This window comes from Tunturiibacter empetritectus (assembly GCF_014201375.1).
Lineage (GTDB): Bacteria > Acidobacteriota > Terriglobia > Terriglobales > Acidobacteriaceae > Edaphobacter > Edaphobacter lichenicola_D.
In genome coordinates this window covers 469,750-495,353 of the sequence record NZ_JACHDZ010000002.1, presented here as the reverse complement: position 1 = coordinate 495,353, position 25,604 = coordinate 469,750, and the positions used below count along the sequence as shown (strand labels likewise).

Below are 25,604 nucleotides of genomic sequence, written 5' to 3'. Positions count from 1 at the left end.
GCACCGCAGTCGTGCTGTCCGGCAAAGGTCACGAGAAGAAGATCTATACGCTCGGCAGCAGCGAGGCTGAAGTCACGCTCAACCGCAAGCGCTGCATTCAGCGATAGGCAGCCCTTTCGGATTTCCCGGTGTTGATAGAAAGTCTACGGTGCCACGTAGCGCAGATTCTATGGTCTCCCGGAACGTAGGCTTGTCGAACGCGACGGGGATGAATCCTTGATACGTGTTGACGTATCGCTCAAACGCCTTCTTGAACAGTTCTTCCTTATTGCCGAAAGCCGCCCACATACTGGAGCGGTTGATGCGCATCGCGTCTGTCAAATCGTTGAGCGTCGCCCCTTCGTATCCCTTCTCCCAGAAGACCTGCATAGCGCATCCAACGCAACTGTCGTATCGAATCCTCTCGGGCGGCCCATCGCTGAATTGGCGCTTCGCTTATTCATACCTTCTATTTGATACACATCTGGACCGAAAAGGTCGAAAGTTCTTGACCTCACGTAAACCGAAGACCGGTCTCCTTATCAGATCCCCGGCAGATACAGGTTAGGATTACTCCGCAGAGGTCAAATCGCAATTGATATCAATGGCGGCATACCAGAGTGAAAGTATTAGGCCGCGCAAAAGATTGGCGAACGGATGGGGCCCACTTTTTTGAAGAGTGAATCAACGTCGAGAATTGGAGCTGATTCTAGCCAATTTTCGATGAGGATCTCCTAAATAACTTGTTTTTCGACGCAACTAATGCAATTTTGACAGCTGAGCGTATAGAATGAATTTCGACAGGAAGATGATATTTGAAGCGATTGTCGACTTGCTTGAGAGGTTTTTCGACGGTGCAGCTCAATCTGGGCCCAACCCGAACCTTTCAAGAGAAGACCATACCGGCAGATGCTCGCCTCGTTGGTTGGTCTGCATTGGTTCATTTCTTCGGCGTAAAGGCCCCCGTTCGGCAACCGTGCGTGGTCTCGGAGCAGCACGTCAGTGGCAGCCGGAGAGAAGATCGGGATTGGATCATCTTCGACAAGCGGTATTGGCCCGGGGAAGATTTTGGCAGTCATCTGGAATTTGCTCTTCGGCACGAGAATGTCGATCCGCTCATTTTGAAGCGACTGTTTGAGGCGGTCCCGCAGGATGTTGTTGAACAATTCGTGCGCAGTGCCCCAACCGGGACAGCGAGCCGGCGTGGATGGTTCTGGTACGAATTTCTGACCGGCAGGACTCTCGATATCGAGGATCTGCCATCTGTGACAGCAATCAATCTCCTGGATGAGAAAGCCTACTTCACAGGCAAGCCACGACTGTCACGCCGTCACAAGGTGCGGGACAATCTGCTCGGAACATCCCGTTTCTGTCCGATCATCCGGCGGACAAAGCCATTAGCAGACGTTGTTGCGCGACAGCTCGGGGCTAAGGCAAGCGAGATTATCGGCCGGACGGGTGCGAATGTCGTGACGCGCGCCGCCAGCTTCCTGCTCCTGGCTGACAGTCGAGCGAGTTTTGCGATCGAAGGAGAGCGGCCTCCCCGCAGAAGGCTGGAGCGATGGGCGCGTGCGGTGCTTCAGGCTGGTAAAGCTTCATTGACTCTCGATGAGATCCTCCGTCTCCATGGTGTGCTCATCGAGGACAGACGTTTTGTTCGTGCTGGATTTCGCCCCGACGGAGTTTTTCTCGGCGAACGCGACGACCAGGGAGATCCTCTGCCTGAATTCATCGGCGCGCGCGCGCAGGATCTCGCATATCTGATGGCGGCAATGCTCGAAGCAAACAACAGGATGAAGGAGAATGCAATCGATCCGGTACTCCAAGCTGCTGCCACTGCATTCGGCTTCGTCTATATTCATCCGTTTCAAGACGGCAACGGTAGATTGCATCGTTGCCTGATCCACCATGTTCTTGCCGAAAGACGCTTCACTCCTCCTGGAATGGTTTTTCCGGTGTCTTCGGTCATGCTGGCGCGCATCGAAACCTACCGGGATACTTTACGAGCGCATTCAGGACCGCTGATGAGCTGTATCGAATGGCGTCCCACACCTGAGAGAAACGTCGAAGTAGAGAACGACACAGCTGACTTATACCGTTACTTCGATTGCACGGATAACGCGGAGTTTCTCTACGGTTGCGTCGAACAGACGATCGATCACGACTTGCCTCAGGAGATCGAGTATTTGCGCCGCCATGATGAGGCGATGCGCCGCATCATGGATACCGTGGAGATGCCGGACAGACTCGCGGAGAACCTCCTCACATTCATTCGCAAGAACAATGGAACACTTGGAAAGAAGCGACGCGAGAATGAATTTGCTGCGTTGACGGACGAAGAGGTAGCCGCTCTCGAGGCAATCGTGCGCGATGCATTCGAGGATTTTCAGGGAGGAATTTTAGGCTAATTTCAAGCACCGGCCAATGAAAGGCCTTTTTGAAGCTCCAAGCTATGACAACTTCTAAATGCCATCTTGCGAGTGCGCTTGGCAATTGTGCAGCAGGCTGTTGCACCATTGCCAAGCCCGTAATCAGTTCATAACCGCGGATCAATGGGCTCGCTCTCTAGCGCGAGGACACCGAAGACGCACCCGTGGATGAGCCGCAGAGGCTCTTTCCGAACGAAGCGCTCCAGACCCTCAACGCCTAATGCAAGCTCGCGGCTGGCAAGAGAACGTTTGGCTCCCACGGCTCTCGCACGCAATCGTTCGAGATTCTCTGGCAGAAGATACTCTGGGCCATAGATGATGCGAAGATATTCCGGGCCTCGGCAATTTGATTGCAGGTTGCGTGACGCCGCGTTTTCCTGCCGCGACGAAATCGAGCGGCTTGACGACCATACCTTCGCGACGGTGTGAGGTCATCCCAGTCCACCACGCAACTGCCACATCGCAACTGACGGCATCGTTCAGGTCGACAACTCTGAATGGCGTTGCGAGGAAAAGCTGCTCATCAGCAGCACAGAGTTTAGCTAAAATTTCCATGTGTCAAGTGTGGGGCTTATCTGTATGTATTGCCCCTTCGCTTGCCAGAAGATGGAAGGGCGCGAGCTTCAGGTCATCAAGAGACGTGACTGGCCACATTTGCGGAAAATTCCGGTTCCTGGTCGCGAACTTTCCGAAAATCCCGTTTTCAAGGAACTACGGGAACCACTTGTCCGAGAAGCCGACTATTCGGCCAAATGGAAAAGTTCCGGTTTGCCGACGACCCGGAGGCGAATGACCAAACAGAGTGGCCGGTTATCGCAGGACCATAGGTTCGCTGGGAACTTGGAGAGGTCGGCTATCCACAACCGCAGTCTTCGATTGCCTCGAGGCCCAATTCGATCATTCACGGCACTATGAATCCGCTGCTTGCACCCTGGGTAACACTCCGTTGTCTGAACTGACATATGGCCAAACCGATAAAGCGGTTGTTAGCTGATTCAACTCGGCTCATTTTGTTTCTTCAGAGCCATCCGAGGTCCAAAAGGTCGGCGATAGGTTCAGTAAACGAACAGGAGCCGAAGCCGATAGCGAAGTTCTCTCGCGCCTCTCTGATTTGTTCCGCGGATAGTTCCTGATCACGCCATGCAAGAGCGTGCATACTCCAGCGAAAGGCGGTGGAATCGTGTTCATTCAACACTGCTAAAACCTTTTCTTCTGTTGCTCCGTAATAGGCGATGATAGCCGCGACGAAGACATTGATGAAACCGTTCATCAGAGCAGATGCGCTTCCCGGTTCATACGTGAGCTGTTGAACGGAACGCAAAGGATGATGCAGTCCAGCCGTTGCCTTGAAGGGAACCTTTGCTTCGGCGCAGGCCGCGAGAAATTCCGCGACCTGCTCGACGCTGGGGATGGCATCGGCAGTAACTCCTCCGGTCCGAATCTTTGCGCGCGCGTTCCCTTCCTTCAGTGCAGGAATCATTTGCCTGCAACTCTTCAGTGGAAACTCGACATAGAGAGTTGTCTTCGGGGGTGCGGCGGAGAGCAACTCATGCACCTCAGCCAGATTTACAGCCTTGCACTCGAGGGCGTCAACAACTGCGACCCTCTTATCGAGCCCAGATATCAGGCGAGCATCTTGCTGCGCATCTCCCGTGCTGAGTGCGCCCAGGAGCCATGGGGTCAGCTGCTCGTCGCATCCAACCTCCATCAATGCCGCGCTGAATTCTGTCAGCCTCGCAACTGGGACAATCAAGCGTCCCAGAGCCCTTGCATATTTACCAGAGCGGTAACTGGCATAGTTCCGGGTCGACGTTAGCATATCGAGACCTGCGGGAGGAAAGAGCCCAGCGTAATCTATCAATCTGTTCAGGAATGGTTCAATTGCAGTCATTTGCTTTTCTCGTCTTTACCTTCGTCGTCGGCATTCCGAATTGACCCTTCCCTATGCGATGCCAGTCTACCTCCTGAAAGGTCGGGTCATTTGGCAACCGGCCGAAGATTCCGCGTGTGCCCGTATTCGCGCCAAGTTCGCCCAAGTGCGACCAGCGGGCTGTCGCTATCTCGGAAGACCGATTGCTCGCTCGGCCACGTGGGTCGAGCGGTTAACACTATCTGCTGTCGATGGGCTCAGATTGCGGACGCATAGCCGGCTACCCGGACGAGTGCTCGCCACATTGTTCGTGAGCTCACAACTGTACGAGATGCCGACTATTCGTCCAAGTGCCAACTTCTGGTTTGCCGACCATTCAGGAGTTAGGGATGAGAACGGTGTTTACCAGGGCTGATCACTGAGATGTCGAGCTGCAAAGGCCGTTGGCGAGGCTCTAATCAAGTCTGGACTACGCTTAGGGAAAGAAGCATAATGTCGTGGTCAAGAAGGCAGGCGCGATGACCCTGTTGAAAACCGTATCCTTTAGATGGAGGAAGATCTGAATCAATTCTTCGCGGAGGATATTGGAGCCATCAGGGATGCTGATCACTGACCAAAGGCTCGTTCGCAGGCGCGACGTTGAAGGCTTTCAGGACGATAAGCGGCAGCCGACTTCGTGTACCGCTGGTGCTCAGCGTGGTTGCGTTTGAGGCGCGGGTTGGATCAGGCGCAGCTGACTTCCAATCTGGCTGTTGCTGGAATTGCCGGACGGGAAATAGGGCTCGGTTCGCAACATTCACGGCGCCAGAGAAATTTGAACGTGGAGGGAAAGAGCCATGGAATATAAGGTTAAGCGCATTTCGACAGCTGGGATTGCTGAGGCCGTCTCGAAGGCTGAACTCTATCGCTCGCTGAACGAACCCGAAGAGGCAGAGTCGATCTGTCGCGATATCTTGACCATCGAACCGGAGCATCAGCTCGCATTACGTTTACTTGGTCTCGCCCTTACAGATCAGTTCACCGGCGATGGGTCTGATCGTTACCGGGAAGCCGAAGAGATCTTCCGGCAACTCAAAGATCCGTACGAACGCCTCTACTACACTGGGATTCTGCATGAGCGACGCGCAAAAGCCCAGCTCAACGCCGGCCAACTACCTCGCTCACTGGTTGCGCTTTTCGACCATGCTCTGCACCATTTTGCCGAAGCAGAGAAAATCCGCCCGGCAGGAAACGACGATGCCATCCTTCGCTGGAATCGCTGCGTGCGGCTGCTTCAAAATCCAGCCTATGAATGGGGAGAATTGGAACAGGAATTGGTTCCCTTTGATGTCCAGGATGCCCGGCCTAGATAGCAAATCCCCCCGGTATTGGGAGAAATGAGTTTCAGTTAGAGGATGCGGAAGAGCCGCTTCAGGGGATCGAAGTAACGGTCCACGACGCGCTCTTTGAGCGGGATAATCGCGTTCTCTGTAATCGTGATCGACTCGGGGCAGACCTGCCGGCAACAAGTCGTGATGTTGCAGTAACCGATATTGTGCTTGTGCCTCAAATCGCTGACCCGGTCTTCGGTGTCAAGCGGATGCATTTCGAGTGCGGCAGCATAGACGAGCAGACGCGGACCGATAAATTCGTCGTGCTTGTTGTGTTCCCTCAGAACGTGGCACACGTCCTGGCAGAGAAAACACTCAATGCACTTGCGAAACTCCTGCACGCGCTCGACGTCGGCCTGCTGAATGCGCCATGTTCCATCGGCCGCGTCGGGTGGGCGGGGCTTGAATTGCTTGATCGTCTTCTTGGCCTGAAAATTCCATGAAACATCGGTGACGAGATCCCGTATGACCGGGAACGCGTGCATTGGCTCCACGATGACCGGCACACTCAGGTCGATGGCACTTAGCCGGGTCATACACATGAGGCTGGGCATGCCGTTGATTTCGGCAGAGCACGATCCACACTTGCCGGCTTTGCAGTTCCATCGCACCGCCATGTCGGGTGCTTGCTGCGCCTGGATGCGGTGAATCGCGTCCAGAACAACCATGCCCTCCTCAACGGGTGTTGTGTAATCCTGGAATGCGCCGCCCGCGCGGTCTCCGCGCCAGATGCGAAATGTCACTTGTGTGGCCATCTCTTTCGTCTCCGCTACTTCATCTCTTCAATCACTTTCTTCAACTCATTCGGCATCGGCGTAAGTGCGCGCTTCTCGACTTGCATCTCACCGTCTGCGCTTCGACTGATGACGATGTTGTACTTTCCCCACTCCGAGTCCTTGTTGGGGAAGTCTTCGCGGAACTGCGCGCCACGGCTTTCTTTTCGCAGCAGCGCAGCACGGGTAATTGCTTGAGACACGATCATCATGTTTCCGATATCGATCGTCGTGTGCCAGCCGTTGTTGTACTCGCGATTGCCTGCTATGCCTGTTCGCTCTGCTCGCGCGCGCAATTGCCCGATCGCGTCGAGCGCCTGTTGCATTTCACTCTCGACTCGCACGATCCCGACAAGGTTTTGCATGGTCTCCTGCAGATCGTATTGAATCTGGTACGGGTTCTCACCGGCATGGCCGCGATCAAAGGGAGCGAGGGCAGCGTTTGCGGTGGTTTGAAGCTCCACCTCATCGATCGTTACCGAACCGTTGGCATTGGCGAATTCTGCGGCGAAGCGCCCCGCACGCCGTCCGAATACAACCAGATCAGACAGGGAATTTCCGCCCAGCCGATTCGCGCCATGCAAACCCGCTGCCGCCTCCCCCGCGGCGAAAAGCCCGGGCACATTGGACATCTGCGAATCGCCATCGACGCGAATTCCGCCCATCATGTAGTGAGTCGTCGGACCGACTTCCATCGGCTCTTTCGTGATGTCAAGATCGGCAAGCTGCTTGAATTGGTGGTACATGCTGGGGAGCTTGCGTTTGATGTGCTCCTCTGATTTCGGCATGCGCTCCTTGATCCAAGAAATATCGAGGAAGACACCGCCGTGCGGCGAGCCCCGACCTGCCTTGACTTCGCGATTGATGCACCGCGCAACATGATCCCTGGTGAGTAGCTCAGGCGGGCGGCGCGCATTCTTATCGCCTTGCGTATACCGCCAGCCTTCTTCTTCAGAGTCCGCAGTCTGCTCCTTATACAGGTCCGGGATGTCGTCGAACATGAATCTGCGGCCTTCACTGTTGCGCAAGACGCCGCCTTCGCCGCGGACACCTTCGGTTACGAGAATGCCGCTCACGCTGATCGGCCAGACCATGCCGGTGGGGTGAAACTGAACGAATTCCATGTCCTGGAGTTCGGCTCCGGCGCGATACGCCAATGCAAGGCCGTCGCCTGTATATTCCCAACTGTTGCTGGTCACCTTGAAGGCACGCCCGATTCCGCCGGTGGCCAGCACCACGGCCTTCGCCTCCCACAACTGGAAGCGGCCCTTCTCGCGGTCGTATCCGCAAGCTCCTGCAATGCGATTCCCGTCGAGTAGCAGGCTGAGTACCGTGCACTCCATGTGGAGTTCCATCCCAGTATGGATGCCGTGGTCCTGGAGCGTGCGTATCATCTCCAACCCGGTGCGGTCGCCAACGTGGGCCAGCCGCGGGTATCGGTGTCCGCCGAAGTTTCGTTGAAGAATCTTGCCGTCCGTCGTGCGATCGAAGAGCGCGCCCCATGCCTCGAGTTCGCGGACGCATTCCGGAGCTTCTTTAGCGTGGAGTTCGGCCATGCGCCAGTTGTTCAGGTACTGGCCGCCACGCATCGTATCGGCGAAATGAACCTGCCAGTTATCGCGATCGTCGACATTGGCCAGTGCCGCCGCGATGCCTCCTTCGGCCATTACGGTATGCGCTTTGCCGAGTAGCGATTTGCAGACCACACCCACCTTCGCACCTGCAGCTCCAGCTTCGATGGCAGCGCGCAGGCCAGCTCCGCCAGCTCCAATCACGAGTACGTCGTAGGAGAACCGCTGGAATTCCGGCATCTAGAGAATTCTCCAGTCATGCCAGATGCCCATCGAACAGAGACGGATGTAAATATCAGAAAAAGCAACCCAAAGAAGGCTCGCCCATGCCCACTTCTTATGCCCCGCGTTCAGTCGGCTCACGAAGTTGTAGATATTGTGCCGAACGGGGTGATCCGAGATCTGGTCAAATGTTCCGCCGATCAGGTGTCGGAACGCATGACACCCGAATACGTATCCGGCGAGGAGCACGACATTCACGACTAAAACGAGACTCCCAATTCCGATCCCAAATCCCTCCGGAAAAAAGAAAGACCTCAGCGCGTCGTAGACCAGAAAGCCCCAGACAACGTACGAGAGCCTCAGAAAATAGCGATGAAAATTCTGCATAATGAGCGGAAAGCTTCTTTCTCCTAAATAACTTTTCCGGGGCTCACTCACCGCACATGCCGGAGGATCGGCCCAGAACGATTTGTAATACGCACCGCGGTAGTAGTAGCAGGTCACACGGAAAAGGCCTGGAATCCAGAGAATGAACAACGCTGGAGAAAAGGGCAGAAAGTTCGGATACCATCTCGGTTTCGGGCCAAACAAGGCATGTGGGGAGCTGCCGAAAAGCTCGGGTGAATAAAACGGTGAGATATACGGACCAAAGGTGTAATGGCTGTTCTGGAACGCCGCCCAGTTTGCATAGACGAGAAACGCGCTGAAACCCAAGAGGACTGCCGTCGGAGAAAGCCACCAGGCGTCACGCCGCGATGTTTGGCCAAACTTGCCGTCTTTCCAGATTATGTCGGGAGCTGACACAAGTCCCTCCACGGCGGAGGGGCATTCGCAGACTGCGCCCTTCCCACCCCAATGGCATCGGATTGTATAGCAAGTACTCTACCGTCAGCTACATGCTATGTGAGTCAGGCGGGATCCGGACCGCCAGCCATGCGTAAGTGATCCCCGGTTCGGCCCTCCAGCTACCTAATTCCTCCCGGTCGACTGGCAAACCGGAACTAACCGCTAACGTGGCGATCCAACTTACGTGTTGCCGACCAATCATCCATAACACCCCCAAGCCTTCCTGCTCAGGGCTCAATGAGTGACTCGGGCTGTTAGCACCACTTGAAAATCCACAGCGTCGGGGACAAGTAAAAAGAGTTTGAGAGCTGTTTCTATCACCAAGCGAGTCGCAAGTATCTCCGAAGTTTAGCGAAGTTGCACAACCATCAGGCCTAGTGGAGTGACGTTAGCGCTAATTGAATGCGAAGATACATGGACCGAGTGCTTGTCGCCGAGCAACATCTCACTTCTAGTGCAGCCTTCCATTGCAGTTTCGTTCATATCTATATTTAGCTTTCTGGCGATATCGGACTTGTTGGCAAGGACGAGAACTCTGTCCTGGCCTGCGACACATCCGTGTTCCAGATTTAATCCGCGCACATAAGCAATTGTGTCCTCATCGGACTGGACCACTTGCTGCTTTCCTTCCTGCAACTCCTTGACGCTATTTCGCAACGCTAAAAGCCGCTTGATGGCGTCGTGCATGCCTGCTTCGTCAGTACTCCTTCGAGTGGAAAGGAACGCGTTTGCCGAGGACTTTTGCGGTTCAAAACCACCGGGGAAGTCCCTCCGGTTATCGGGGTCTTCGCCACCGGCCATGCCAATCTCGTCTCCCGAATATATGACGGGGATGCCACGGGCGGTAAGAAGAATGCCGAACGCCAACAGTAGTCTTTCGGGTGTGGCTCCTGGTTCGCTCATGAACCGTTTCGTGTCATGGCTGCCGAGGAGTGTTACTAACCGGTCGGGATGAGGGTACACACTGTCCTGTCGGAACAAATTCGCCAGATCTGTCATTGGCGTGTTCCGAACAGTGACATCTCGTATGGCTGAAAAAAATGGGTAGTCAAATGGAGTGTAGAGACCTGTGTCGATGTCGGTTGTGCCACCGCTGCGGACAACGCCTCCAGCAAAGAAGGAGTTGAGCATGGGAGGCATGGCGAATGTTCCGTTGAATACCTCGCCGACCGTTGTCAGGTGGGGGAAGATCTCGCTAAGTTGGGCGTGAAAATCATGCCAGAATTGACGTCCGACGTACGGGAAAGTATCCAATCTGAGGCCGTCAGCAGAGGTCTCCTCGACCCACCAGATTGTGTTTTGTATCAGATACTGAGCCACGAGGGGATTCTCCTGGTTCATATCCGGCAGGAGATCGACGAACCATCCATCGAGAACGTCTTTTCGATCGCGCGCGGAAGCATAAGGATCCATGAGAGCGCGGAAGTTGCCTTGAGCTAGTCGATGTTGCGCTTTCGTTCCGTGGAACCAATCGGGAGTGGGCGAATCCTCCACCCACGGATGCGCCGGACCGACGTGGTTCGGAACAATATCCAAAACCAGCTTCATCCCTTGAGCGTGCAGGTCGTTGGCAAGCGCGGTGAGGTCGGAGAGTGTACCAAAGTGTTCGTCGACTTTATACATATCGGTCGTGCCGTAACCGTGATAGCTGTCTCGCTCGCGATTCTGATCGACCGGGGTGATCCAGATGGTGTTTACACCCAGATCCTGAAGGTAGTCGAGGTGTTGTCGAATCCCACGAAGATCGCCGCCATGCCATGCATGCGGATCATTGCGGTCGTATGTCATGCCTGGTTGACGATTATTGCTTGGATCGCCGTCAGCAAAACGGTCCGTCATGATGAGGTACATCGTGTCTTGAGATGAAAATCCCTGTGGGTTTGCGGCGGGCTTCGTGCGAGCAGAGAGGGCGTAGGAGATTGACGAGGCTCCCGCGGAGTTTCGAGCTTCGAGGAGGAGCGAGCCCGGTTTTGCCGACTTTATACCAAGCTTTAGAAACGCCCAATGACCATTGGAAGAAGTACGTACCAGGTCGATGGTTGTGTCTGAATTTTTGATGGAAAACTTTGTCCCATCCAGATGTTCTCCCTGGACCAGCAATACTGGGTCTGGCAACTCTGTCCACCAATTGGGAGGATCTATTTTTGATAGGATGGGCGCTTGGGCAAACGCGAACGGTCCCGCGACACAAAGTAGAAAGACGAGTGCGAGTGAGAGCATGTGATTCGATGGAAAGAGTTCTCTTCTAGTCAATGAATCGTCGGTTGTGTTTGCGGTCTGACGTGAACAATTCATCGAACGATCTCCTCCATGAGATGGCGATATCTGTTTCGAGCTTGAGAGTCGGACTGCCTAGTCGAGGTCTGAAATTACTGCGGCATTGGCGGGGAGATGAACTGTAAGCGTGCCGGGCTTCACGGAGATTGAGTCGGTCGAGCCTAAAAGGACCGTACTTCGTTGCGCATTTTGAATCTCTGTCTCATCGGTCTTGATAACCACATTTGTCGCTTCGCTACCTTTGTTTACGGCAATTAGAATTCGCTTGGTTCCCTGCGTTGAGATGGCAAGGGTGCGGAGATACACGAGGGTGTTTTTGTCTGCGTGGAGCACTTGTTCGGTTCCGGTCTGAAGGGCTGGGTAAGAGCTGCGAAGAGCAAGAAGCGTTTGAAGCGACGAGAATGCTCTTTGTTGATCGGGAGAGCGTCCTGCTGAGTTGAAGGCATCGTCTTGCGTGGAACCAAAGCCTCCAGGAAAATCGTGGCGGTTATCTGGGTCCGCTCCTCCTCGCATGGCGATTTCGTCACCAGAATAGACCTGTGGCAAACCTCGCATCGTGGTGAGAACAGTGAATGCCAGCTCGAGAGTGTTCAGTGAAGCGGCGCCGTCGAGAAAACGGGTGGTGTCGTGATTTCCAAGGAAAGGAACGAGGCGCTCAGGATGGGGATACAGATTGTCGAGCCGCAGGACGTCAGCGAGCCTGGTCATCGGCGCATCTTTCAGGAAGACATCGCGGAGAGCAAAGTAGGTGGGAAAGTCGAAGGGGGTGTCGAGACCTGTGTCTACTCCAGTGCGAGTGACTCCAGCAGCAAAGGTAGAGGTTATAGTTGCATCGCTGTTGAATACCTCTCCCACAGTGGTGAAGTGCGGGTAGAGCGAGTGAAGCTGGGCATGGAAGCTTTGCCAGAAGGCGCGACCGACATAAGGGAAAGTATCGATGCGCAGACCGTCGAGATCAGCCTGTTCCGTCCACCAGACGGCGTTTTGAGTCAAGTAGCGGGAGACCGCGGGATCCTCCTGGTTGAGGTCGGGAAGAGTATTGGCGAACCACCCTTGAGTCACATTGATTTGGTCGCGCCAGGGGGCGTGGGGATCGGTGAGCGGAGCAAAGTCTCCCTGCGCGATCGTGTGATTTTCAAGCGTGCCGTGGAACCACGTAGGATCAGGACTGTCGCGGACCCATGGGTGGTTCGGGCCGACGTGGTTTGGAACTGTGTCGAGGACAAGCTTCATATGACGAGCATGAAGCGCCGCTGAGAGATCTCTCAGATCGGTAAGGTTGCCGAAGTGTTCGTCCACGGCGTACATGTCGGTTGCTCCATAGCCGTGATAGCTCTGGCTGCCGTGATTTTGATAGACGGGCGTGATCCAGATGGTGGTGATACCGAGCTGCTGAAGGTAGTCGAGATGCTGAGTGATGCCGCGAAGATCTCCGCCATGCCAACCGCGGGGATTGGCGAGTTGGGCGCTGTGATCAGGTCCATCATTGGATGGGTCGCCGTCAGCGAATCGATCGATCATGACGAGATACATCACGTCTTTGGAGGAGAACCCGGCGAAGCCGTCGGAGGGGTTTCGGCGGCGTGCGAATGTATAGGCGACTGTGGTTTCGCCCTTTGATGTTCGCGCTGTGAGTCGGATGGTTTCCGTTCGAGCAGGCGACGCCGTCAGCCAGAGTTGAGCGTAGTGGCCGTTGTAGGAGATGACCGTTTTTCTAATGTGTAAGGCAGCATCGCTCAAGGTGAAACGTGCGTCGTTCAGGTTCTCCCCTTTTGCGAGGAGCATGGGGGCAGGCATCGCAGCCCACCAGTTCGGAGGATCTACTTTGTCGATTCGAGGAGACTGCGCGAACGCGGAGATGGAGCACGCGAAGACGAGAAGAAGGCGGCGCATTGGGAACAGATCCTCAAAAAAAACGCGACGACGCGAAGATTGAATTTGATGAAGAGAAGCGGCACGAAAGAGACGCGCTCAGTGGTGCCGCTTTCGATGGAAGCAGGTTAGAAGTTGATGTGGGCCGCGAGCTCTAACTGGCGTTCGGTGTTGAGGCGAATGCTGTTAATGCTCCCAAACCCGTTGTCTGCTCCACTGACGTTAGCACCGGTGGTAAAGATGGTGTTCGATCCGGGGATGTTGGCCCCGTCGTGGAGGTTGGTGTCCGGGTTTCCGAACTGCGGTGTGTTGAACAGGTTGTAGGCTTGAGCGCGGAACTCAGCGTTGACCCGTTCGGTAATGTGGAATCCCTTGAAGATTCCAAGGTCCACCGTTTTGTAGCCTGGGCCGGAGAAGGCATTGCGTTGCAGAGTCCCCGGACGCGTGAAGATTCCGGAGGAGTTGATGGGAGGAAGGCCAAAGACGCCGGTAAAGAACGTGCGGTTATTGGAGTTGTTTGACCCGCCCACGAGCTGACGCTTCACTTTGCTGAAGCTGATGAGGTCCGGCCGGTTGTCGATCGTTCCGGGACTTCCTGTGGTGCTGAAGTCGATCGGTGTGCCGCTGTCGAGTGTGACGATGGTGTTGAGCTGCCATCCTCCGAGAACCTCGTCCAGGCCATGATTCATGTTTGCACCAAACATTTTGCCGCGGCCGACGGGAAGCGAGTAGACGGCGCTGGCGACAAAGACATTTCGCTGGTCCTGATCGGAGTTGCCGTAGTTGGCCCTCAAGTCGGGACCGGCCGGGGTAATGAAGAGACGTCCGCTTGAACTTGCGCCATTTCCTGAGCTGAAGGCTCCGTTTGAATTGTCGCGCGAATGCGACCAGGTGTACGCGACGGTCGCGAGCAGGCTCGACCCGACACTGCGGTTGAGATAGATCTGCAGGCCGTCATACTTGGAGGAGCCGCCCGCGAGACCCTCCGTGATCGTTCCGCGGTTTGGATAGAGGCCGTGGGTCGTGCCGTCGAGAACAGGGGAGTTGGCATTGAACCAGGTCATCAGGTGATCCGACTTATTGCCAACATAGGCGATATTCAACGAAGTTGCGTGGTCGAGTTGTTGTTGAACCTGCAGGTTGTACTGCGTGACTGCGCCATTCTGATTGTTCACTGGCACAGAGATGACAGTCGCGTTAGCGAGGTTGATGGAGTTGATCGCCCCGGGACCAAATGCAGGTATGGGAAGAGCAGCGGTGGCGGTGGCGGCATTGTTCGGGATGGTGGGGCTTTGGCCAGTGAACGTAATGCGGTAGCCATTGATGGCGGTGTATTGGTTGACACCGTTAAAACCTGGCTGGTTGGACAGCTGGTTGCCCACGCCTCCCCGGTCGAGGAAGTAGAAGATGCCATAGCCGCCGCGGAGTGAAGTCTTTCCATTTCCGTAGAGGTCATAGGCGAAGCCGATGCGAGGCGCGAAGTTGTTCTTGTCGGTGTTGATAAGCGCGCGCGAGTTTCCATTGACCCCGGCGACCCGGAAGGTACCGGTCGAGAAGTCGTAGTTCGCCTGATTGTTGTTCTGCTCGTAGGGATAGGTGTAGAGATCGTAGCGGATACCAAGGTTGAGAGTCAGGCGGCGAGTTACTTTCCAGTCGTCCTGTACGAAGTAGCCCGTCTCATAGTTGAACGTCTTGAAGAAGGTGCTTGACGCTCCAATCTCGTAGTCTGAGAAGCCCGCAAGTATCTCTGAAGTCTCGTAGCCGGTGAAGCGCCCGGTCGAAGGATAGTTAACGCCGCCAAGGACAAAGTAGCCCTTTGAATCATTTCCCTGGAAGAAGTCGACTTCACGACGAATGATATTCGCGCCAGCTTTCATGGTGTGTTTTCCGTGAGTGTAGCTAACGCTGTCAAGGAACTGAAATGTCTTTTCAGGGACAGAGTACGGCCCGCCGTCGCCGGTGTACTCGATCTGGTTGTTGCTTCCGCCGATCAGAGCGCCGCCTCCCAGGAGCGAGTTGCGATTGGCATTGACGATGCCCAGATTGGCAGAGATCGGTGTGCCCTGGTCGGGGTTTACATACGCGAACTCAGGGCGGATATAGCCGAAGCGGAACTCGTTGACGAGGTTGGACGTGAAGATGCGGGTGTAACCCGCCGCTCCGCCTCGTGGGTGATTTACGTTTCCACCCGAGGCAAATCCTGCCGGCAGCTTCGTAAAGAGACTATTGACGTCCAGGTTGTCCTGACCGTAGCTGTAGCGTACGAAGACCGAGTCCTTTTGTGTGACACGGTAGTCAAGACGGACGTCGAAGTCGTTAAAGTTCGTGATGGCCTTCCTCACAGCAAAGTAGTTGTTCAGGACGCCCGCTCGGGTGGGTGTATCAAAGGCATTCAGATAGTTAACTCCTGCTGAATTGAGGCGATCCGTAGGAATAATGTTGCCGGCGAATGGCTGGCACGTGGTCGGATCATAGATCGCCCCAACGACAGGTACGGTACCCGCGGGAAGCGCTGGGCAGCCGGTAGCCGATGTGAAAGATCCGGGATTGCTGGTCACGTTCTGACCAAGAAGCTCGGAGAAGTTCCCTTGACGCATAAGCGGAGTCGGCACGGTGTAAAAGCCGGTGTCCTTTGGCTGCTTCTGACGCAGTGCCTGGTAGTCACCGAAGAGAAAGATCTTGTCTTTCCAAAGCGGACCACCGACCGCGCCGCCGAACTGTTTCCGCTGGAATGCGGGAGCAGGGTTGCCAGGATTGAAATAAAGAGAGTTGGCATCGAAGATTTGGTCGCGGAAGTATCCAAACGCCGAACCGTGGATGCTATTGGTTCCTGACTTTACGGAGTTTTGCAGTATGGCTCCGCCGGCGCGGCCAAATTCGGCAGGAGCGACCGAGGTCGTAACGCGGAACTCTTGAATCGCCTCGGGAGGCGTGAAGAATACGATGGAGTTGACGAGGGATTCATTGTTATCGACGCCATCGAGGATGAAGTTGTTGGACTGCTGACGAAGTCCGTTCACCGCAAGCGCACCGCCGCCTGAGTCGGAGTAACGGAACGTTTCGACGTTGCCATTTCGGCCGCTCGCGTCTGAGTTGAACGCTCCACGGGTGACGCCGGGGATGAGGTTCGCGAGTGTTGTGAAGTTGCGGCCATTGAGCGGCAGGTCAGTAACCTGCTTGCCTTCGATGACCGAGCCGGTGGAAGAAGTCGAGAGGTCTACCACCGGTGCCGCGTCATTGACCTCGACTGTCTCGCTCGAGGCGCCAACGGGCATCTTGAACTCGACCGTCTGGACCTGAGAGACCTGAAGCACGAAGGACTGATTCACACTCTGAAAGCCGGCATGGCTGGCTTCCACTTTGTAGTTGCCTCGAAGCACTGCGGAAAAGGTGAAGTTGCCGTCGCTGCCGGCCGTAAGAGTCTGAGTCGCTCCGGTGTCTGTGTTGGTGAGCTTCACGGTGGTGTCAGGCACCACGGCGCCGGTTGGATCCGTCACGATCCCGGTGACGCGGCCGGTGTCGGTCTGCGCTCGTAAGCTCAAGCCTGAGACCAGGAGTAAGCAGACTATAGATACCAACAGATTTTTGACGAGAGACGGGTGACGAGAGGGATGTGTATTCACGGTGAAGCCTCCTGAAAGACAACTCAACTGCAATAGCTCTTCGAACTGTTCACGTTGCGGGTAGAACATTGTCGGTTCGCTATCGATCAATGCCATCGCCCGGACGTCTTTTATGAGCCATCTTTTCGTCAACTGGTAAGTTATTGATTCTTAGGCGATTGAATTCGTGCGGTCAACAGCCAAAACAGACCTCATCTGCGCTACATGCTAGACTTGGGCTTCAGGGTCACGTTGATGCCGTCTCACAGCGATACAGTCTCGAAGGTCAGTTTTGGGGTATTTGAGGCCGATCTGCAAACGGGAGAGCTTTGGAAGGCAGGTCGCAGGGTCAAGCTGCAAAGCCAGCCATTTCGAGTACTTACCTGTCTTATCGAACGGGCGGGTGAGGTCGTCAGCCGGGACGAACTTCAGCAACGAGTGTGGGGCCCCGACACCGTCGTCGATTTCGATCATTCCATCGGCACAGCTATCAATAAGATCAGGGACGCACTGGGCGACACAGCGGACAATCCCCGGTTTGTGGAGACACTGGCCAAACGCGGGTATAGATTTATTGCGCCAGTCGCAATTCGGACTGCAGTACTTGAAACAAGCACCTCTGGCGAAGGCTACGTGTCGGATTCTGCCGATACGCATGCTGTTCCGGGAGTGCCCACGACTGCCGACGCGGAATCAACTTCTACGCATCAAGACTTGCCAGTTCAGGGTGCGGCTCTGCCTTCGCCGAAGAGTGGAGTCTGGGTGGCAGCGGCCTGCCTGGCGGCTCTTCTGGCAAGTATCGGGTTTTTTTATGCTAGCTCCAGGCGCCCCGGCCCGCTGCCACGGATCGAACGGCTTACGCGGACTGACTGGATTGCTCCGGGTACTCCGGCAACTGAGAGTTTGCCAGCATCAGCCACGGATGGACTAAGAATATTTATCCCCGTAATCTCCGGCGGCAGATCAGTCCTGGCACAGGTAGACGTACGTACGGGTGTGGTTCAAAAGCTCCCGCTGCCAAGCGAGATCTCTTCCCCTACTCTTGGGGACCTGTCGCCCGATGGCTCAACGCTGCTCCTACGCAACCACCTGTCTCCTGAATCTGAGCAACCGCTATGGACATTTTCGACGGGTGGGGGCACCGCGCTGCGACTGGCCAATGTCATAGCGCACGATGCAACCTGGATGCCCGACGGTAAAAGAGTTCTGTATGCGGCGGGGAATCGATTGTTCATCAGCAGACTGGAGGATGGGACGTCTACACCTTTTGCCACACTCCCAGGTCGAGCCTTCTGGCTGCGCTGGTCACCCGATGGAAATATCCTCCGATTTACCCTAATGGATCCGGTGGACCACACACTTGGTCTGTGGGAGACCAGTAGGGACGGCCGGTCATTGCGGCCTATCCTGAGTAATTGGACAAAGCCCTCTTCTGAATGCTGTGGGATCTGGACCGGCGACGGTAAATACTTCGTCTTCCAATCTGATAGAGGGGGCAGCAGTGATCTGTGGCGGCTTGACGGAAGTAAGATCGTGAATCCTGTGCGCGTGACGAATGGTCCGTTGAGTTTTGCTGGTCCTGTCACGTCGCGCATTGGGCACCAGATCTATTTTCAAGGCGTTGAAACGCAGTCTTTGCTGCAGCGTTATGATGCGGGACGGCGAGAGTTCGTGCCCGCCCCCGGCTTCTTGTCCGACGCCAACAGGATCGAATACTCACGTGATCGCCAATGGGTTACCTGGACTGACCTTCAAGGACGCCAGTGGAGGGCGAAGTCCGACGGCACTGAGCTCATCCAGGTCACACCGGACTCGCTGCAGGTGTTCCATGCACACTGGTCGCCCGACGGAAAAAAACTCGCTTTGATGGCGCGCGAACCCGGTAAGGCGTGGCAGATCTACACGGTCGCTGCAGATGGTGGAACTCTAGAGCAACCTCTTCACGAGAACCGGAACGCCGCCGACCCATCGTGGTCCGACGATGGGCAGTCGATCGTTTTTGGGCGGATACCCGACATCATGGGCAAGGAAGACGGTCCCAGAGCTTTGCAGATCCTTGATCTTCGAACTCACAAACAAACACAACTTCCAAACTCTGAAGGGCTCTTCAGTCCGCGATGGTCTCCCGATGGACGATATATCGCCGCGATCTCACTGGACCAGCGCAGGCTCCTGCTCTTCGACGTAGCAACACGTAGTTGGCGCACGTTAGCAGACACTACCGTTGCCGACCCGGTATGGGCCTCGGACAGCAAGGCCATCTTCTTTCATGCCTCTTCCGCGGACATGCAGCCCATCTACCGAGCCTCAATCTCTGATGGCCGGCTTGAACAAATTGCGAATCTTTCCGACTTCAGCGGAGGTGACACGGAAGACTACTTTTTCTGTGGCCTCACGATCGACAACGTCCCTATTGTGCGATCAAGAACCGGAACAGGAAATCTCTACACGGTCAATCTCGACAGCCAATAGCATTTGGTCTCTGTGGGACCAAGAGACGCTGTGTTCGCCTGTAGCCAGGAGTACCCTGCCGATTCCCTTTTAAGCATCGAGATTAAAAAGGTCAGACTATTTGGGTTTTGATGAGCCATTGCAATAGCGGCGGACGTATACTGGCGGGCACCCCGAGGTTGCAACTGCTTTTGGTTTTGGGAGGCCGGTGATGAAGATCCGATTCGGATACGGAGTGTTTCTGGCGATGGCGTTTTCGGTGGCGGGAGTTGCGGCTGCGGGAGCACAGAGTGGAGCGGCCGGGGAGCAAAGTAACCCTTTAGATCTGGATTCTGCATCGGCCGCTCATGTGGCGACGGCTGACGTGCAAGCGGCTAATGGCCCGGTGGCCGGTACTCCGGCGGCGGCCAGCGTTCCCGTCGACAATGGGGCGCGGCCGGGCGATTCACACGTGAGGATTGTGCGGCTAAGTGATGTAAAGGGCACGCTTTCACTGGATCGTAAGACGGGTAACGGCTTTGAAGCGACGATGCCGAACATGCCGATCATCGAAGGCGAGAAGCTTCGTACCGCCGAAGGGTACGCTGAGGTGGAATTTGAGGACAACAGTACACTACGCGTTGCGCCAAACTCACTGGTGGAGTTTCCGCTGCTGGCCCTGCGTAGCTCTGGAGCGAAGGCCTCGACCATACATGTGGTGAGGGGCATGGTGTATGTGAACTTGCAGAGCACGAAGGGCAACGAGTTCGTGCTGCGAGCGGGAGATCAGACAATGACGGTTTCTCCTTCGACGCATATGCGGATGACGGTGGAGGTCGGAAAGACGGTGGTCTCGGTCTTCAGCGGAAGCGCGGAGGTGAAGAACGGTGCGAATACGACGCTGGTAACAAAGAAGGAGTCGCTGACGCTGGGTGGTGAGCAGGTGGCTGTAACGAAAAAGATTGAAGAGGAGCCCTACGACGCGTGGGATAAGGAAGCGAACGATTACCATGCGCGCTACTCGCAGGCGAATGCGATGGTGGCTGGGGGCTCTACGTATGGCTTGAGCGATTTGAACTACTACGGGAACTTCGTCAACGGCGGAGCGTTTGGATCTTTCTGGCAGCCGTATCTGGTGGGCACAGGATGGAATCCGTACTGCAATGGCGTGTGGGCGCTGTATCCGGGCGCGGGCTACTCGTGGGTGTCGCCGTATCCGTGGGGATGGCTTCCGTATCACTCGGGCACGTGGTCGTTCTTCCCGGGATATGGATGGGGCTGGCAGCCGGGTGGCACCTGGAACGGGTTGAATAATGTTGCGAGCGTGGGCGGGCCGGGTACACCATCGGGTGTAAGTTCGGTGCACTCACCGCTGCGGGCTACCTCACCGCGGGCGCCAACCGGTGGGGCGGGTTCGCTGGTGCTTGCGAACAATACGCCGATGGTCTTCTCAAAGGAAGATAAGCCGGGGAACTTTGTATTTCAGAAGAACTCGGCGGGGTTAGGCGTACCGAGGGGGTCGCTGGGAAGCCTGAACAAGATTTCGACACATGTGGAGCAGCATGGATCGGCAAATATGCAGGTCTATGTCGCCCCGCCCTCCACAGGGTTTATGGCGTCGGGTCACAGTGGGAACAGCGGACCGGTTATATTGCGGGCGGGAACTCCGATTCAGAATCCGAATACATCGAATGCTTCGGCATTGCGAACCGGATCTTATGGGGGATCTTCGACGTCTTCGGTCGCTTCTCATAGCGTGGCCGCTCCATCGGTGAGCGGCGGTTCTTCGGGTGGCGGCGGCCACGGCGGATCTAGTCCGAAGTAGAATCCTATTGTCCATCCCCTATCGCATGCAGGAGTGCGTGTACCTGTACTTGTAACAAATTTTGTTATCAATCAAGCAGGGCGCTTTCTGGCAGCTATTTTGTAATACGGGTTGTTCCTGGCAGGACCTGGATATTCGCTCATGACGAGGCGGGGAGCCCGCTATATGGAATCTGCGGCCTATTTGCTATGAGAAACACTTTCGCTGCATTCACCAAAGTCTTTTTTTCAATCCACAACTAACGACTTCAGGCCAATGCGCTCGTCGAGCCATGCAAATGGATCTATGTCTCCGGCAAGTGAACGCAAAACCGGCTATTGTCCGAAATGCCGACTATTCGGTCAAGTGACGCGGGGGCGTTTAGGAGGACTGATCTGCATATCGGCTTCTAACCTAAGTTCGATGAGTGCATTGCCCTGTTGGCAACGGTCGGGATTAGTTCCGGTTTGCCCATGATTCAGCGAGAATAAGGGGCGTGCTCTATCTGCAAGAGCACGCCAAAATGCGCTGGGGTCTATCGATGCTGTTGATGTTCGTGATTGGCCTTGGTACGTCTGCGTGGGACGTGTATGCCAACCTGATATCTCAACCCCTCCGAGGTACTTCCAGAATAATGTTGCATTGTTTGTAGAGGACGTTTATCGTTTGTCCTTCTTTTACTTTGATGCGCAACACTTCTACTAGCCGTTCGGTTTTTGGAATACATTGAAGCACCGCAGCCTACCGCCACGAAGCTGGCATCTTTTCGTTCAGTATAAGAAGCCTTCAAGACGACCAGCGAATCCTTTGCTTTCCTTTGGAGGTCATATGAAACGACTAGGAACGCGTCTCCTGCAGGCTGTTCTCTACAGCCTCGCCCTCATCTCCCTCACCATCACATCCCTGCCTTCGCTCAACGCCCAGATCTACCGCGGTGGCATTAGCGGCACCGTCACCGACACCACCGACGCGGCCGTCGTCGGTGCAGCTGTGTCTGCCGTAGACACAGCTACGAGTCTTACCTACAACACCGTGTCCTCAAGCTCGGGCGAATTCAACTTTTCGAATCTGCCTTTGGGCAGCTACACCGTCACCATCAGTTCTGCCGGTTTCGCGACCACGAAGTACGACAAGGTGCAGGTCGTTGCCGGCCCGAGTTACACCCTCTCCGCGAAGCTGACCCTCTCTACAACTGGCCAGACGGTGGAGGTGACAGCTGCCGCATTGGCGCTCGATACTGAGACGGATGTGCAGGCTACAGTTCTTCCGGAAACGGTTGTGCAGAATCTGCCCAATAGCGGGCGCGACTTCACGCAAATGCTCGCTCAAACCACAGGATTTGCTGGACTGTCCACTGGCGGCGGCGCGCTTTATGCCAGTGTGAACGGAACCAGGTCCAACGCGGTAAATTGGCAGATCGAAGGCACGGACAACAATGATCTTTGGTGGAACATTCCCGCAGTCAACCAGGGCGGAGTCTCTGCGATAGCGGGCGTGATCTTCCCCATCGATGCCATTGAAAACTTCTCCTTTGTCACCACGGGAGCGACCGAGCTTGGGCGCAATCCGGGCGGAACAGCAAACCTCACCATCAAATCCGGCACCAACCAGCTTCATGGCACGGCCTACTACTTCAACCATAACGAGTTCTTTGAGCGGCAGAATCCCTTCTTAACCAACAAGGCTGCATCGCGGAATCAAAACTACGGCTTCTCAGTTGGCGGCCCGATTCTCAGGGACAAGTTCTTCTTCTTCCTGTCCGGTGAACATCAGAACTTTTTGATCGGCGCTGAAAATCACGCCACCGAACCATCAGCTGCCTATCAGAGCGCTGCCTATGCGCTCCTCGATTATTACGGCGTACCCCACAACACCGTGTCGGCAAATTTGCTGAATGGAAGCGGCACACTCCGGGGTCTCTGGCCAGCCGCTGCACTCACCGGACCTGCCAATCCGGAAAACTACCAGGCCTCAGGCAATCTTACCGGGCATAGTTTCAACGGCGTAATCAAGTTGGATTACAAGCTCTCCGACAAAGATCATCTCTCCGCCAGGTGGTACGTGGGTCAAGGCACGCAGACCGCGCCAACCTCCTCCGACCTGACACCGTACTTCGAGAACGCACCCATCCACGTTCAAAACTACTCTTTGATCTACAACCGCATTATTACCACTTCGATGGCCAATCAGCTCTCTGCGGGAGTCAGCTATTTCAACCAGGTGTTTGGCGATGCCGATACAGGGTTCGATCCTATCGGCCTCGGCCTCAACACAGGTGTCACCGATCCGGCTCTGCCGGGCTCCCCCCACCTGGTCATCGGTCCTACCAGCAGCAGTAATGGCCTTTCCGCTGGCAACACCGGATTCGATCCGACCGGTGTCACTGCGCCTTCGGGAAGGAATGACATCACCGGCCACCTTGACGACGATTTAACCTGGACCAAAGGGGCGCATCAGCTCCATTTCGGCGGTGAGATCCGCCAAGCTCAGGTTGACGACTTCTATCAGACCGGGCAGCGCGGAACCATCTACTTCGACGGCTCTCAGGGCCCATGGAACTACGCGACAAACTTTGTCGAGGGAGTGGCGCAGACACCGTGCTCTGCATTAGCTACAACGAACCTTGGAGTAGCTCCCGGAGATAATCTGAACACGTCATCCAACGTCCTTTTCCTTGCAGACTTTCTGGCGGGATGCTTGAATCCAACGTCTTCGAGCATCGTTCAGGGCAATCCGAAGCGTCAGGTTTTCGTGAACACGTTTGCCCTCTACGGTCAGGATGCCTGGCAAATCACAAAACGCTTCAACTTCAACTACGGTTTGCGCTACGACTATGAAGGTCCTGTGCACTCTGACTACCCCAACCTCTCGATCTTCGACCCATCGAGCGCAACCGGTCTTTCCGTCGCAGGGCAGGACGTGGCAAACGTCTATCCCAAATTCTGGAGCGGTTTAAGCCCGCGACTCGGGTTTGCCTATCAACTGGATAGCACCGGCAGAACCGTTCTTCACGGTGGCTACGGCTTTTACTACGACTCCGTCTATATGAAATCGATCTTGCAGAATAACGGCGCGCAGAACATCGCCGTCTTCGGGCCAGGCCAGAATCCAGCAGGCAGTGATCAAGTCGTGAACGCACAGGGTCTCAACCAGGTGGTTCAGTCAGGAGTTGACATCTTTCCTGCTTTCAATCCCTCAAGCATCCTTGCCGATGCTGCGCCGGGTAGCATCAGCATCTCCACCTTTGACAAGAACTTCAAGCCCGCCAATGTGCAGATATTTGATCTGAATATTCAGCGCAGCCTCACAAACTCAGTCATTGCACAGATAGGTTACGTTGGCTCAAAGGGAACTCATCTTATGGGCTTGTTCGACATCAACGCCGCCGCTCTGGGAAGTGCCTATAACCCTTGCCCACCCCCCGATGTCCTTCCCGGAGGTTCTTGCAGTGTCAATCCCCAGCAACTTACCCGCCCCTACAATGTCCAGTTTCCAGCATTCGGCGTGATCGACGAAGCTCGCAGCAACCTTGGCTCCATCTATCACTCGCTTCAGTCAAGCCTGCGCCTCCAGGGATGGCACGGTCTAACCGCGCAGTTGGCCTACACCTGGTCGCATTCGCTCGACTATGAGACAGGCGCTCTGCCTTATGTCCCGCAAGACCCCACCAATGAAAAAGGAGAGTACGGAAACTCCGACTTCGACGTTCGCAACACCTTCACAGGGTACTTCAACTACGCAATCCCAACCTTCCGCGGGCCAGAGCGGCTTACTCACGGCTGGGAGTTGAACTCCGGATTCTCCTTCCACGGCGGCACACCTTACACCGTCACTGCTAGTTCGAATGTCAGCGGAAACGGGGAGTTTGCGGACCGGGCGGTACAGGTGATTGCTAATCCCACCGCCGGCGTCTCCCACGCCATCGTCGACGGCTCGGTTCAATGGTTCAATCCCGATGCCTTTGTTGACCCCGCGCCCGCAACCTACTCCCCAACACGCCGCGGACAGAACTACAATCCCGGCTATAAGGCGGTCGACCTCTCTGTCATCAAGACGACAGCGATCACCGAAAGAGTAAGAGCTCAGTTCAAGGCAAATATCTACAATCTGTTCAACACCACAAATCTGGCACCGGTAGGTTTTCCATCGACTGGTCAGGTCGGGGCAATCGGCTCCACGCTTGGACCCTATCTCGGCAACCCCACCATCGGGCCGGGCGAGCCTCTCAATGTTGAATTCGCCTTGAAGATCCTCTTCTAGGCCCAAACCCAACAACGACACTGGTGACGAATTCAGATTGTCAGTGACGATGCTGATACATGAGGTCGTCTGGTAAGGTTTTCACGGTCAGAAGTGTTCAACATTTCGCCATATCGTTTAAATCACGAGATCCAGTGCCGGCGCATAGCATCCGACTCACAGACATCGCAGCACAAGGTTTGGGTCTGCTCTGCGAAGGCCACAGCCGAGGAGAAGCGACAGAATCGCGTAATCCCGTTTGTCCCGGACGGTTTCGTGGAAGGGACGGTTAGGAGCTTTTTACCCTGATCTGCCGTCAG

Annotated in this window: 14 protein-coding genes and 1 pseudogene; 5 read left to right on the top strand and 10 right to left on the bottom strand. The window is 55.4% G+C overall.

The features are described 5' to 3' along the window. Nucleotides 1-78: 78 nt before the first annotated feature. Nucleotides 79-369: a TetR/AcrR family transcriptional regulator gene (locus tag HDF10_RS08130; RefSeq protein ID WP_183812291.1), complete on the bottom strand. Its 291-nt coding sequence runs from the start codon at nt 367-369 to the stop codon at nt 79-81. Nucleotides 370-1,553: 1,184 nt separating this feature from the next. On the opposite strand from HDF10_RS08130, the gene HDF10_RS20555 reads away from it, so the two are divergent. Next, entirely contained in the window at nt 1,554-2,387 is an 834-nt protein-coding gene (locus HDF10_RS20555) for a Fic family protein (RefSeq protein ID WP_221271542.1), read from the top strand. A gap of 128 nt (nt 2,388-2,515) precedes the next feature. Here HDF10_RS20555 and HDF10_RS20885 read toward each other — a convergent pair whose 3' ends face one another. From HDF10_RS20885 to HDF10_RS08115, 3 genes and pseudogenes are all read right to left on the bottom strand, one after another. Next, complete coding sequence (locus HDF10_RS20885) at nt 2,516-2,704, bottom strand: hypothetical protein (RefSeq protein ID WP_406706006.1); 189 nt, start codon at nt 2,702-2,704, stop codon at nt 2,516-2,518. Beyond that, a pseudogene (locus tag HDF10_RS08120) lies at nt 2,619-3,062 on the bottom strand (hypothetical protein). The gene HDF10_RS20885 and the pseudogene HDF10_RS08120 overlap by 86 nt, the downstream one beginning before the upstream one ends. 364 nt (nt 3,063-3,426) lie before the next feature. Then, the gene (locus HDF10_RS08115; RefSeq protein WP_183812286.1) at nt 3,427-4,299 is read right to left on the bottom strand and encodes a hypothetical protein; all 873 of its coding nucleotides are present in this window, start codon (nt 4,297-4,299) and stop codon (nt 3,427-3,429) included. An 815-nt stretch (nt 4,300-5,114) separates the two neighbouring features. Between HDF10_RS08115 and HDF10_RS08110 the strand changes: the two genes are divergently transcribed. Next, nucleotides 5,115-5,630, top strand: coding sequence for a hypothetical protein (locus tag HDF10_RS08110; protein WP_183812284.1), 516 nt, complete (start codon nt 5,115-5,117; stop codon nt 5,628-5,630). 35 nt (nt 5,631-5,665) lie between these two features. Here HDF10_RS08110 and HDF10_RS08105 read toward each other — a convergent pair whose 3' ends face one another. From HDF10_RS08105 to HDF10_RS08080, 6 genes are all read right to left on the bottom strand, one after another. Then, entirely contained in the window at nt 5,666-6,403 is a 738-nt protein-coding gene (locus HDF10_RS08105) for a succinate dehydrogenase/fumarate reductase iron-sulfur subunit (protein WP_183812282.1), read from the bottom strand. 14 nt (nt 6,404-6,417) lie between these two features. Continuing rightward, nucleotides 6,418-8,232, bottom strand: coding sequence for a fumarate reductase/succinate dehydrogenase flavoprotein subunit (locus HDF10_RS08100; protein WP_183812281.1), 1,815 nt, complete (start codon nt 8,230-8,232; stop codon nt 6,418-6,420). Next, entirely contained in the window at nt 8,233-9,018 is a 786-nt protein-coding gene (locus HDF10_RS08095) for a succinate dehydrogenase (RefSeq protein WP_183812280.1), read from the bottom strand. A 390-nt stretch (nt 9,019-9,408) separates the two neighbouring features. Further along, complete coding sequence (locus tag HDF10_RS08090) at nt 9,409-11,280, bottom strand: alpha-amylase family glycosyl hydrolase (protein WP_406706004.1); 1,872 nt, start codon at nt 11,278-11,280, stop codon at nt 9,409-9,411. Between the two features lie 132 nt (nt 11,281-11,412). Beyond that, nucleotides 11,413-13,230, bottom strand: a complete 1,818-nt coding sequence (locus tag HDF10_RS08085) for an alpha-amylase family glycosyl hydrolase (protein WP_183812278.1) — start codon at nt 13,228-13,230, stop codon at nt 11,413-11,415. Between the two features lie 107 nt (nt 13,231-13,337). Then, nucleotides 13,338-16,928, bottom strand: coding sequence for a TonB-dependent receptor (locus HDF10_RS08080; RefSeq protein ID WP_183812277.1), 3,591 nt, complete (start codon nt 16,926-16,928; stop codon nt 13,338-13,340). A 138-nt stretch (nt 16,929-17,066) separates the two neighbouring features. On the opposite strand from HDF10_RS08080, the gene HDF10_RS08075 reads away from it, so the two are divergent. The 3 genes from HDF10_RS08075 to HDF10_RS08065 all read left to right on the top strand — a co-directional run bounded on the left by HDF10_RS08075 (nt 17,067) and on the right by HDF10_RS08065 (nt 25,305). Beyond that, on the top strand, nt 17,067-19,283 hold the full coding sequence (locus tag HDF10_RS08075; protein WP_183812276.1) for a winged helix-turn-helix domain-containing protein: 2,217 nt from the start codon (nt 17,067-17,069) through the stop codon (nt 19,281-19,283). A gap of 190 nt (nt 19,284-19,473) precedes the next feature. Continuing rightward, nucleotides 19,474-21,066: a FecR family protein gene (locus tag HDF10_RS08070; RefSeq protein WP_183812274.1), complete on the top strand. Its 1,593-nt coding sequence runs from the start codon at nt 19,474-19,476 to the stop codon at nt 21,064-21,066. Nucleotides 21,067-21,873: 807 nt separating this feature from the next. Further along, nucleotides 21,874-25,305, top strand: a complete 3,432-nt coding sequence (locus HDF10_RS08065; RefSeq protein WP_183812273.1) for a TonB-dependent receptor — start codon at nt 21,874-21,876, stop codon at nt 25,303-25,305. Nucleotides 25,306-25,604 lie beyond the last annotated feature (299 nt).

Coding starts and splice junctions, on each gene's coding strand:
- HDF10_RS08080 (WP_183812277.1), bottom strand. CDS start 16,928: ATGGCATTGATCGATAGCGAACCGACAATGTTCTACCCGCAACGTGAA.
- HDF10_RS08090 (WP_406706004.1), bottom strand. CDS start 11,280: ATGCTCTCACTCGCACTCGTCTTTCTACTTTGTGTCGCGGGACCGTTC.
- HDF10_RS08065 (WP_183812273.1), top strand. CDS start 21,874: ATGAAACGACTAGGAACGCGTCTCCTGCAGGCTGTTCTCTACAGCCTC.
- HDF10_RS08110 (WP_183812284.1), top strand. CDS start 5,115: ATGGAATATAAGGTTAAGCGCATTTCGACAGCTGGGATTGCTGAGGCC.
- HDF10_RS08130 (WP_183812291.1), bottom strand. CDS start 369: ATGCAGGTCTTCTGGGAGAAGGGATACGAAGGGGCGACGCTCAACGAT.
- HDF10_RS08115 (WP_183812286.1), bottom strand. CDS start 4,299: ATGACTGCAATTGAACCATTCCTGAACAGATTGATAGATTACGCTGGG.
- HDF10_RS08075 (WP_183812276.1), top strand. CDS start 17,067: ATGCCGTCTCACAGCGATACAGTCTCGAAGGTCAGTTTTGGGGTATTT.
- HDF10_RS08085 (WP_183812278.1), bottom strand. CDS start 13,230: ATGCGCCGCCTTCTTCTCGTCTTCGCGTGCTCCATCTCCGCGTTCGCG.
- HDF10_RS08070 (WP_183812274.1), top strand. CDS start 19,474: ATGAAGATCCGATTCGGATACGGAGTGTTTCTGGCGATGGCGTTTTCG.
- HDF10_RS08100 (WP_183812281.1), bottom strand. CDS start 8,232: ATGCCGGAATTCCAGCGGTTCTCCTACGACGTACTCGTGATTGGAGCT.
- HDF10_RS08105 (WP_183812282.1), bottom strand. CDS start 6,403: ATGGCCACACAAGTGACATTTCGCATCTGGCGCGGAGACCGCGCGGGC.